Source organism: Emticicia sp. C21, assembly GCF_003418935.1.
Taxonomy (GTDB): Bacteria; Bacteroidota; Bacteroidia; order Cytophagales; family Spirosomataceae; genus Emticicia.
Genome location: NZ_QVMT01000007.1, coordinates 134,698 through 146,501, shown reverse-complemented (window position 1 = coordinate 146,501; position 11,804 = coordinate 134,698). Strand labels below are relative to the sequence as shown.

6 protein-coding genes and 2 pseudogenes are annotated in these 11,804 nt (G+C 35.6%); 2 read left to right on the top strand and 6 right to left on the bottom strand.

Going from position 1 to position 11,804, the window contains the following annotated elements; genetic code table 11:
• Positions 1–319: 319 nt before the first annotated feature.
• Positions 320–739 (top strand): annotated as a pseudogene (locus D0T08_RS17190) (6-pyruvoyl trahydropterin synthase family protein).
• Complete coding sequence (gene folE, locus D0T08_RS17185; protein WP_116983907.1) at positions 699–1,400, top strand: GTP cyclohydrolase I FolE; 702 nt, start codon at positions 699–701, stop codon at positions 1,398–1,400. Before D0T08_RS17190 ends, folE begins: the two are co-directional and overlap by 41 nt.
• 182 nt (positions 1,401–1,582) lie before the next feature.
• Here the strand turns inward: folE and D0T08_RS17180 are convergent, their stop codons facing one another.
• The 6 genes and pseudogenes from D0T08_RS17180 to D0T08_RS17155 all read right to left on the bottom strand — a co-directional run bounded on the left by D0T08_RS17180 (position 1,583) and on the right by D0T08_RS17155 (position 11,559).
• The gene (locus tag D0T08_RS17180; protein ID WP_147322790.1) at positions 1,583–2,593 is read right to left on the bottom strand and encodes a hypothetical protein; all 1,011 of its coding nucleotides are present in this window, start codon (positions 2,591–2,593) and stop codon (positions 1,583–1,585) included.
• A 249-nt stretch (positions 2,594–2,842) separates the two neighbouring features.
• Positions 2,843–3,141: pseudogene (locus tag D0T08_RS17175) on the bottom strand (ABC transporter); the annotation flags it as partial.
• A gap of 102 nt (positions 3,142–3,243) precedes the next feature.
• A complete protein-coding gene (locus D0T08_RS17170; protein WP_116983905.1) occupies positions 3,244–3,462 on the bottom strand; it encodes a helix-turn-helix transcriptional regulator in 219 nt (72 codons plus the stop codon).
• Between the two features lie 3 nt (positions 3,463–3,465).
• On the bottom strand, positions 3,466–4,002 hold the full coding sequence (locus D0T08_RS17165) for a DUF2975 domain-containing protein (RefSeq protein ID WP_116983904.1): 537 nt from the start codon (positions 4,000–4,002) through the stop codon (positions 3,466–3,468).
• A gap of 607 nt (positions 4,003–4,609) precedes the next feature.
• Entirely contained in the window at positions 4,610–6,394 is a 1,785-nt protein-coding gene (locus tag D0T08_RS17160) for an ABC transporter ATP-binding protein (protein ID WP_116983903.1), read from the bottom strand.
• A 101-nt stretch (positions 6,395–6,495) separates the two neighbouring features.
• A complete protein-coding gene (locus D0T08_RS17155) occupies positions 6,496–11,559 on the bottom strand; it encodes a 3-coathanger stack domain-containing protein (RefSeq protein WP_116983902.1) in 5,064 nt (1,687 codons plus the stop codon).
• Positions 11,560–11,804 lie beyond the last annotated feature (245 nt).

The following is an 11,804-nucleotide window of genomic DNA, read 5'->3' as shown; positions in this document are numbered from 1 at the left end:
TTATTCAGGGGAGTGAGTTTTTTTATACCTAATAAATTCATTTACTATCATATACGTAATTTTAATATGGATTAAGATATTGGTTATCAAAGAGTTAGTTATTTGCTAAAATCAATTTGCAACTTTTTTTGTTCAATTTTGTTATGTTAGTATTAAACAGAAAAGCATTTTATTTAAAAGAAAAATCTCGCTGATTTAGTTTAAAAGTGTTGCTGACAACCTTTCAGACGACTTTTAAACTTTGAGACTAAATCTCTGAAATTTCTCAGATTTTGGTATTTGTAATAAGTACTCAAAGCGTTTAAATCAAGAAAAAATAATGAGTTCTAAACGAGTTGCGGTGTTCAGAAAAGAACATTTCAATGCTGCTCATCGTCTCAATAATCCGAACTGGTAGGAAGAGAAAAATGAACGCGTGTATGGGAAATGTAACAATTACAATTTCCATGGGCATAACTATGAGCTTGTAGTTCAGGTCATTGGTGAAATCGACCCGGAGTCCGGCTATGTTATGGATATGAAGCTGTTAAGTGATTTAATAAAAGTAGAAATTCTGGACAAGTTTGACCATAAAAACCTAAACCTTGATACCGAAGAATTCAAAGATATTAATCCATCGGCTGAGAATATCGCAGTTGTAATTTATGATCAATTGAGGGCAAAGCTGCCGAACCATTTAGACCTTAGAATCAGATTATATGAAACCGAACGAAACTTTGTTGAATACCCTGTTATTTGAAGACGATACTAAAATTACCCTTACAGACGAGGAGATAGGCGAAGACCATGTGAATACTTCTGTAGACACCCCTATGCGTGCCGATGCTTTTGAGATGAACGACGATGAGAAAATAGCTCAGATTGAATACTATTTCCGTCAGATAATGGATACTTTGGGATTAGATTTAACCGACGATTCGCTGAAAGGCACGCCTAAGCGTGTAGCCAAAATGTATGTGAAAGAGATATTCAGTGGCCTTAATCCGGAGAATAAGCCGAAAGTAACTCTTTTCGATAATAAGTATCAGTACAATGAGATGTTAGTAGAAAAAGACATTTCATTCTATTCTAATTGTGAGCATCACTTTGTGCCGATTTTCGGCAAAGCCCATATGGCCTATATTGCTAATGGTAAGGTTATTGGCTTGTCGAAGTTGAATAGAATTGTGCAATATTTTGCCAAAAGACCACAGGTACAAGAGCGCCTGACGATGCAGATTGCCAAAGAATTACAAAAGGTTTTGGATATTGAAGACGTGGCTGTAGTAATGGATGCTAAACACTTATGTGTAGCCTCTCGTGGGGTACAGGACGATACTTCTACAACAATTACCAGTTTCTACAGTGGCAAATTCCAGCAGGAAGCTATTAAGGCGGAATTTTTGAAGTATATAGGGTGAGTATATGAAAGATTCATTAAAACAGAAAATATAAAGTTTAAGACAGCTAAAAATTCAATTATAGTTGAGACATCTTTTTATGACTGTATTTATCAGGAAGTTAAATAAAACTCAAGATATGATTCTTAAATAAAGTTCTATACCTTGAGTTTTATGATTCTGACTCTTTTGTAATAGCAGCTTTATTCGAAATCCCCCCAATTTTTATTTCTTAATTTCTCAGCTAATTCCTGAGAGTTTTTGCAATCGGCGGCAATATCCCAGAAGTACTTTTTGGATTGCAACATTCCACCACTTGTTTCTTTAATAAAATTCGTTTCAGCTCTGTTATCTAGCAAAAATACTTGCAGTGAAATTGATTTATTTTCCTCAATACGCCATTGCCAAGTATGTAATTTTTGTTTAGCAAGTTCAATTAAAATTTCATTTTTTACGTTTACATTTTTCCATTTTATTTTTGCCTCGCTCAAATTCTTTTCAATTACTACGATTGCACTAATTTCAAAAATAGTTGCTACTTTTTTTGATGAATATGCACCAAAATATTTTGCGCGTCGATGACTATAGGCTCCACCTGTGTCAGGACACATATATACGTTCTGTTCTATTTCTTGAAGTGTACCGGAACAGCTGACTACATCAAGAAGATATTTCCATTTAGGAAGGTGCCCGTTTCTATCTAGATAAATTTTAAATTCTTCTAAAAGATTTTTTAAATATTCAGTATTACAAACCTGTTCTAATGAACCAACAAAGTCTTCAAAAGTCAAAGGTTGAATGATAATATGGTTTTCTTTACCCTTTTTAATCTCCTTATTAAACTGTTCATCAAGATTATCATTTTCAAAATTGGAGAGTAAAAAAAGTATTTTATTATCGGCACTTTGATTAAATCCAGAGATATGCCTATCTATTTGATCTTCATAAAACCAATCCGTAGTTTTTGTTTCAAAAAATATAGAAAATGACTTTTGAGTTATGGCTAAATCAGGAATGCTTTTCTCAATTTTTGTTTGTTGAGTAAAAGTCGGTCCTATTATTATATTTATATCTGTTTTTAAAAGTGTAGCTAAAAGTTCCTCAAATCTTCGTGGACTATCTTCATAAAGCATTTTCATTAAGAGCCCACAATAGTTTGTTAAAGAGTTTTCTTTTTGGTGATAGTCTGTAAAAAGTGATATTTCCCTACCCATTTTTTATTAAGTTTTTTTAATGGGGAAATATAACTAGTAGGAGGATAAATCAATAGTAATGAGTAGAATATTTATTATTCGGCAGTTTTTATGTTAAACTAATCTATTATCAGCTGATTAAAATAAAAATAAAGAGCAAAAAATGACTATATATAGATAAATCTACAATTTGTTTGTAACCAAATAATTACTTTCAGAATGTAGTTTATCTTTGTTTAGATGATACTTTATTAAATAATTTAGATTTTACTACACTTCCTCACCCTGCAATTGCTTCTTATACAGCTCTTTATACGCACCGTCTTTCTTCAAAAATTCCTCATGGGTACCTTGTTCAATCACTCCCCCTTCATCCTGCATCAGGATTTTATCGGCAAGTTTGGCTGAAGATACCCGGTGAGAGATCTAACCGAAATACGATTCTGCATAATTCTTTCCAGGTTATTCAGAATGATATTTTCAGTATTGGTATCAAACGCTGAAAGACAATGGTCTAAAATCAGAATTTTCGATTCACGAGCAGTAGGTAAATGCTGGTTTTGTCCACCCAGAATTAAACCCCAACAGGATTTCGTCCAGCCCGAACCAAAGTACGAGGATACAAATAGCCGAAGTTTCAACGACCAGCGACACTTGTAATAATACCAATGTTAGCGGGTCGTTGCGTCATTAACATATTCTAAAATGTCGCCTGGCTGGCAATCCAATACATTACAAATGGTCTCCAATGTGCTGAATCTAATTGCCTTTGCTTTTCCTGTCTTTAAAATAGAAAGGTTCGATAAAGTAAGTCCAACTTTTTCAGAAAGTTCATTCAATGATATCTTCCGCTTTGCCATCATTACGTCTAAATTTACAATGATTGCCATAGCTTATAAAGTTAAATCATTTTCGTTTTGAATGTCTACTCCCTTTTTGAAAATAATAGCGATAATATAAATGACAGCTCCCATTAAAATAAAGGCATCACTGTCACCCCAGAATTGGTTTAAGTTATCGGTGGCAAAACCGTAATGCATTAAATTTTTAACTAACTGTCTAGCAATATAACTTAAGAGTCCGATTGAAAGGGTGTAATAACTGATTTGTGAAATTTGTCTCTCAACAAAAGAATTAAAAGGTTTTGATAAATCCATTGTGTGCATGAGTCTGATAAGTATGTAAAACAGGCAAGCTTTTAAAATTGAAATGATTAGAATAAAGCTATAGATGCCGAAAAAAGCTAATCTACTGTCTTCATACATTCTAGTTAAGTCCAACTTTTGATAAAGATTCTGGATAAATTCAGGCTTATAAAGACTGAAAAAGAAATTTACTATTAAGCCTCCTGCTTCAATAGACAAACCTACAAAAATGGCCCAAGCCACAATATATAAGCCCCAGAATACGAAATTGTTTGTTTTTGACATATTTGTTGAAATTAAAATTGATATGCCAAAAGTAATAAAATTTTATTGATAAACAATAAATATATGTTTATAGTCAAAAAATATTTTTTGATACTACGAATATTTAACGATATGTCACTGATGAATTACGACTTGTATTTGAGCGTTTAAGTTTGATTAGGAAGGGGAGTTTTATTTTGGTATGTTTTTTTTGAGGTACTGGTGTCTCTCTAGAATGCCAGCTAACTTTGAAATATAGGAAAGTTTAGTAGTGTCTGGCACACTTCAATGATTGTATAAATTATTTTCCGTGCTTTTAAATTGTCAAAAAAGCTTTCTTTAATAATACATATTTTGAAGCTTAAGGTAATTAAACCTCTTGAACGACCGTCTATGATTTGATAAATTTTGAAATACTATGCTAATAAATATGAAAAGGATGGTACACTTATAAATCAAGAAGTTTTGAATTATATTTAAAATTAAGAAAATCAAATAGTGATTTTATAAAGGAAGGATTAATAAAAAATGCCTTAAATGAATTTTAAGGCATCGAATTTAAGAATTTATAAAAGTTTTTCTGAATTAGAGTATTGAAATCCTTTTCTCATACATAGAAAAGGTTTTTTTACCCTACTTCCTCCCCCTGTAACTGCTTCTCATACAATTCCTTATATGCACCGTCTTTCTTCAAGAGCTCTTCATGTGTACCTTGCTCAATAACTCTGCCCTCATCCAACATCAGGATTTTATCGGCTAATTTGGCTGAAGATACCCGGTGAGAAATAATAACTGAGGTGCGGTTCTGCATAATTCTTTCCAGATTATTCAGAATGATATTCTCGGTATTGGTATCAACTGCTGAAAGGCAATCGTCTAAAACCAGAATTTTTGGTTCACGGGCAATAGCACGGGCAATAGATAAGCGTTGTTTTTGTCCACCTGATAAGGTAATCCCACGTTCACCTAATCTGGTCTCAAACTTATCCGGGAAATCCATAATATTCTTATACAAATCGGCATCTTTTACAGCTTTGATTATTTGCTCGTCTGTAATAGAAGGAGAACCGAATTTAGCATTATTCAGAATCGTATCTGAGAACAAGAACACTTCTTGCGGCACATAGCCCATCTGGCTACGCACATGCTGAATATTATAATCTTTAATAGATATGCCATCTATCAGAATTTCTCCTTCACTTACATCATACATGCGTACAATCAGGTTGGCTATGGTGCTTTTGCCTGAACCCGTTGTACCCAAAATAGCCACAGATTCACCTGCTTTAATATCCAGATTGAAATCTTTCAGGGCATGAATGCCTGAATCAGTGTAGGTGAAATGCACATTCTTGAATGTGATACCTCCCTGAATTTCTTTAGTCAGATTCTTTTCGGAAACAATATCAGTTTTGATGTTCAAAAATTCATTGATACGCTGTTGTGATGCGGCCGCCCTTTGAATCTGGCTGGATGTCCAACCCAGGGCAGTTAAAGGCCATGTAAGCATGAATACATACATGATAAACTCGGTAATATTACCGGGCGTTAGTCTGCCTGCAATAATTTCCTGTCCACCAATATATACACATAGAACTGTACTTAAACCAATCAATAAGGCAATAGTAGGAGTAAAAAGGGCATCAAAACGGGTAAGTGATAATGATTTCGCTTTATACACATTGCTCTCTTTTCTGAAACGTTTTACGGAATCATCTTCACGGGCAAATGCTTTCAATACTCTGATTCCTGAAAAGGCTTCCTGCACGAAAGTAGATAGTTGAGAGAGGCTCCTTTGAATTTCTTCTGAACGTTTGTTGACAGACGTACTTACAAAAAAGATACTGGCTGATAGTAAAGGCATAGGTAATAAAACCCACCAGGTTAATCGGGAATTAACCGAAAACATATAGCTGAGCACAAGAATAACCAGGGTAGCCATATTCATCAGATACATAATTGATGGGCCGATATATATTCTTACCTTGCTCACATCTTCCGAAATACGCGCCATCAAATCTCCGGTATTATTCTTTCTATAAAAACTCAGTGGGAGGCTTTGATAATGCGCATAAATCTCATTTTTGAGGTCATATTCTATATGACGAGACATCACAATTAAGGTCTGACGAACCGCAAAGAGGAAAATACCTTTTAAAATCGCCATCACCAGAATCAATAAGCCATAAATACTGATGCTTGTCGTAAAGACATCATACATGCTTTTCTGAATCTCAGTATTGGCAAAAAGGAAATATACATCGATGGTTTCTTTCACCAAATCTAGCGCATGACGAACCACCTGTGCCGGAATAACACCAAAAAGGTTTGAAATAATAGTGAAAACAGTACCTAAAATGAGATACCATTTGTATTTAAGCAGAAACTTGTTGAGGTAGGCTAAATGCTTCACAAAAATTATATTCCGATAGGTTTCAAGTCAGTTCAGCATTGACGCTGAACTGACTATAAAAACCTAACAGTATTTTTTGAAAAATTGTTGCATCCGGTAATTTATTTCCCTGTTGGGGTAGATGGAGTATTATTGATAATAATTCTTGGTCTTTTCTCATAGCCATTCGTTGGCAATGAAGAAGAAATAGCATGGAACGGTGCAATAGCCTGTGAGAAATTCCTGATTAAATCAGATAGATTTACATAAATAGTTTCTCCTTCTGTCAACTGCTCTGTGTGATTTTCAATCCATAATTTCAATTCTCCTACAGCATCTAAGCTATTAGTATAATAAGGTGTAGTTTTATCCGCAACAAAGATGATTGCTTTGGCATCGTTCAGATAAGCCGCTTTTGAATACTCAAGCATTTTTTGTTTTACCATTCCGGGGTCTTTAATACCTGCCATACTAACTACATCCATTTCATTGATTTCAGTCTGAATTTCACCCGTAAAATTTGATCTGGCCACATCCGCATCCCACATAGGCAGTCCACTAAAGCTTACATTGGTCATACTGGTTTTCAATACATCAGCAAAAGTGTTAATATCGGGCACATCAAAGGTTTTGCGGGCTGCACTTAATTGGTCTGCAACAGCACCGGCTTCAAAACAAAACTTGATATCATTACTTTTGGCTTTGACAATATTCTTACAGTCTATCAAAAAGTTTTTCATTTGTCGGTAATTAAAGCGATACCAGTCTTCAAATAATACCGAATTATACATAGCCTGAATATTATGGGCATTCATATAATGAATGTTGTCTACAGCCACTTTTGGTGGTTCAATCTCGCTTGCGTTATTATAATTGGTATTATAGGTAGCATTTACCTCTTTCAGGCTTCCATAGCGCTTGGTAACTAACCAGTCTCTGAATGCACTCACGTTATCAGGCGAATAATCGTATTCACAAGGGCGGGGGTCAATAAACTGGTCTCCATCCCATGCGTTTTCATAATTAAAACCGCTCTCAAATTGTGCGGCGGTAACTACTGAAACCCAATAGAGTTTTTGCCCTAAAACCGGGTGGTATCTATCCATTATTTTTTGTACAAACCCTTTCATCTTTTCGGTAGCTGAGAGAGAAGAAAAAGAACCATGTCCTGAGCCATAACCTACCCGTGCAGGATTGTTGAACTGGTCTTGCACAATTTCTCCGAACAAGTTAAAAAGAGCGTTGTCAAAATTATTGTACGCTCTTTGTTTGGGGTCAAATTCGTCTCTATCCTGGAAATAATAACGGGTATCATCATAGTCTACATTGACGCGAAAGACCACAAAATCATAAAGATTACCTGCATGTTTAATGATTCTGTCATATAAAGACCAGTATTCACCTAAAACTCCCGGATCGGTTTCATCGAACTGTGAGCGCGTTTTAAATACATCATCAAGCCTGATAGTTACCTCAAACAGGTTAGCTCCTTTTTGAGCGAATTCGGTCATTTCATCGATAGTTCTATCAGCCGTTGGGCGATTAATATGCAGTTTCTGATAACCTAGTTTATAACTTTTATTGGTATTAGCTATTACCTTGTTATTACAGCCTTTAATCTCAGCAGTGAAATTGCCGGTACTTGAAACATAAAAACCCGGATTCAATATAACACTTTTGCCTGCGCTATAGGTTACTTTAGCACTATCGCTAATTACATTATTAGCCACAATTTCACCATGAGTGCCGTCAGTCTCCAGAGTAATCGTACCTGAAGTATAGTTATCTGTTGGATTTGCAAGTGATAAGAAGGTTTGACAAAGCGAAATATTTACTGTGCCTGTAAGAATAGTCCCAAGTCCGCAATAATTAGAGACTGAGGTAAGAGAATAAATAGTGTTCTCTGTTGGATTAACCGTTATGGTTTCTTGTGAGTTATTCAACTTAAGGGTTGAGGGAATACCGGCAATATTCACTTCATATTCACCGCCCCCCGTTAAGACCAAAGAAAGACTGACAGGAGAATTAAAATCCTTGACTGTTTGCGAGCCTACAAGTTTAGCAGTGGCCTGACGTACTACCCTGAAATCCAATTCGGCACTCTCGCCTTTACAACCCTGATTTTCTGCAAATATTTTATAAACACCCGTTTGGTCTTCGGTTGGGGCAAAATCCTGATTATCGCCTTCATAAACGATCTGGCCATTTCTTGTTAAAGTAATGTGTGCCCCCGTAATATTGGTTTGAATGCGATAATCTGGCAATTGTGTATAACAAATACCCTGTACAGCAGCCGTTCCTAATAATGTACTGGATATAATAGGTTGAAGTTTTGTATTAATTTCTACAATTTTATCTGTTCGTATGGTACCTATCACCGAATTATCTTCACTTACCACTCTGGCATAATAGCGTTTACCTGCCAGACTATCACTAGCTGTAAAAGTAAGTGGACTTGTGCTACCTGAAGCCACAGTAATGATTTTGTTAGTTACCACGTCAACCAGCTCGGCTCTGAAAGAAGTAGTAGAAAATTCTCCTGTAGTACTAAAACTAATCTGATTTTCAGTCCCTGTACACAGAAAAGTACTGGTATTATCTAAAACAATACTTCTTGGATTATCGATTTTGGTAATAAAACCTCTTTGTCGGTTATCGTCAGGGTTAGAGGCATTACCAAAATTAGTGTCGAAACTGAACTGCCCGAAAGTAGCTTTACCGTAGTTGACACCGCTTAGAATAATATTCTTGTTCTTGTCGAGTACCAAACCATTTATATACAATGCATCATAAACTCTGATATTATTAACTGACCCCGATAAATCTCCATTAGGTTTATAAATAGCTACGAAAGGATTACCTGAGATACTGCTAAAAGTTGCCAGATCTTTTTGTGGCAGACGGTGCTCGTTGATTAAAAAGCGGTCGGCAGATGCAGAATTATTGAGATAGCTCGTAAAATAGATATTATCCTCGTTATCAATCCCCATAGTGTTTCGGCCACTTCTTAGGGTATGGTTATTGAGTTTTGCCCATTGTCCATCGCCATTGGTATTCAGTTTTAGCAACACGGATGTATTGTTGGCATCATAATCTTGTGGCGTAGTTTGAAAGGTAACGTTGGCAAAATTGCCTCCGTAAGATGTTCTGACAGAAAAACCTAAATAGATATTATTCTGAGAATCTGTTTTGATAGCCGGTGCTGTATCAGCATTATTATCTAATAATATAACCTGCGATCGTCTGGCCCAATCCCAGTTCTTTGAAGAAGTATTAAATTTAGCCACAAAATAATCGGTATCACCGAATATGAGGGGATACTGACCAAATGTAACAGCTTCAGCTGTACCCACACCAATAGTGGCAGTTGAGCCTGTTACGATAAGATTATTTTGTGAGTCAATTTCAAGGTTCGACATACCTAATGAACCTGTCGGAGAAAAAACACCTACTTTCTCGTAATGAAGTATACTCAGGTCAGTAGTACTAAGCTGCATGACAACTAATCCTGCTTTTTCATTATTAACTTCACTCCCATTATAGAAGCGGATATTATCAGAAACTCCTTGATTCCAGGTATAGAGCAACCATAATTTATTGTTACGGGCTTTGAGTGAGTAATAACCTTTATTCCCCAAACCATAATTAGGTTTGTTATCAAAATCGTTAGCAGATACACCACAGGTCTTTACTTCTGTAAGATTGGTTAATAGGCCTAAATTACCATCCGTATCAAATTTTGCCAGCCAAGTAAAACGTCCTTTATAGCGGTATTCATATAGTGTGGAAAGTGAATCAGAAACATCAAACTTACAATAGCCGACTATGTTTCCTAACGTTAAATCTTCTTCATTTGCTATAATCAATGAAGCACCATTTTCGGGATTAGTAGGACAATTAGATGTTGCTTTAAATTCTGAAACCAGGAAAATATGACCGTTATCAATAGCTATATCACAATACTGGTAATCGCTGATATCGCTCTGAGTATTCCATTTTCTGTACCAATCTAACTTCCCATCAGCATTGATTTTAGCCAGAAAGCCTGTCCGTTTATCAGCTGTCTCTGAATTATCACAAAAAGTAGTATTCTGGTTGACAGTCGTAAGAAGTGTGTTACCCAAATTCATAGCCTGAGAAAAATATCCTGCTATAAAGAGATTATTTTCACTATCTATCTCTGTATCTACAATGGTTGAGGGATAATTGAAAGTATTAGTCCAGAAATTATCTGCCAGAGCCCACGACCAGGCAGGTTTACAATTGGTAAGCATTAAGCTTTGCGAGGCAGAAGCCGAGCAACCATTTCTGGTAACAGTTACTTCGTAGATACCATCATGTGAAAGACTACCAGAAGTTATCAATAAAGTATCTTTTGAGGCAGTTACAGGGCCTATCCATGAATAAGTGCTACTGCCTGAACCCCCATCATTGGCAACAAGCCTAATAGTATCTCCCAGACAAGGTTTGGCAGGAACGAGACTAATGGAAGGAGTAGGTTTCGAAAATATACTCAAATCAACATTATTGGTGCCGCTAATAACACCAGGGCTATTTACTAAGACCCTAATCCTGTATTTAGTGCCTTCAATAAATCCCTGAGGGATAGTAAAGCTGGCAGAACTATCACTCGCTTCTGCTATAGCAACTGTATAAGGAGAATCAAAAGAACCACTACTATCAGATAGTTGTACCGTGAAAAAATGATTGGCATCTAGGAGTGTATCGCCTGAAACTGTCCAATTAACCGTAATCGGGGTATTGGCACATATCAGGCTGGATGCTATCTCCTGTAAACTTATTGTAGAAAGAGAAACAGGTATAGTACAGGTATTGAGTACAGATAGTTCATTAGTAGGTACACTTGTAATAACAGGGCTTGTACTCACTACTCGGATGCGATAATGTGTTCCCGTTGCCAGATTTGTAGGAGTCATAAAGGCAACTTTTTGAAATGAGCCATTATAAAATTTAGCTAATTCAACAGGAGTCGAAAAATTTCCTGAAGTATCCGAAAGCTGAATTTTGAAATAATTGTCGGAATTAAAACTTCCGGAAGCAGTAAAATCAATTTTTTCAACTTTTCCCTGACAAAGGTTTTGTCCATTGAAAGTAACGGACGCAGTTTGAGCTTTTACTAACTGACAAAGAGCAAGTAACAAAAGTAAAGGGTAAAATTTGGGCATTATTTAGGTAACTATAATTCCCCTAAAAATACGAAGAAAAAAGGTATTTTAATAGATTTTTTTATTAAATGGGTGTATTATTATCAAAGGGTAACAATTATATAACAATTAATAGAAATACTCCTATTTTTTGCATTTTAACCTCAAAGGAATTATAAACACTAAAAAAGGCTCTAAGTAAATTATAATTGCATTTCTCAAAACCTTGCTTGTTGTCAGGTATTTTTTCTAAATTGTGAACGTAT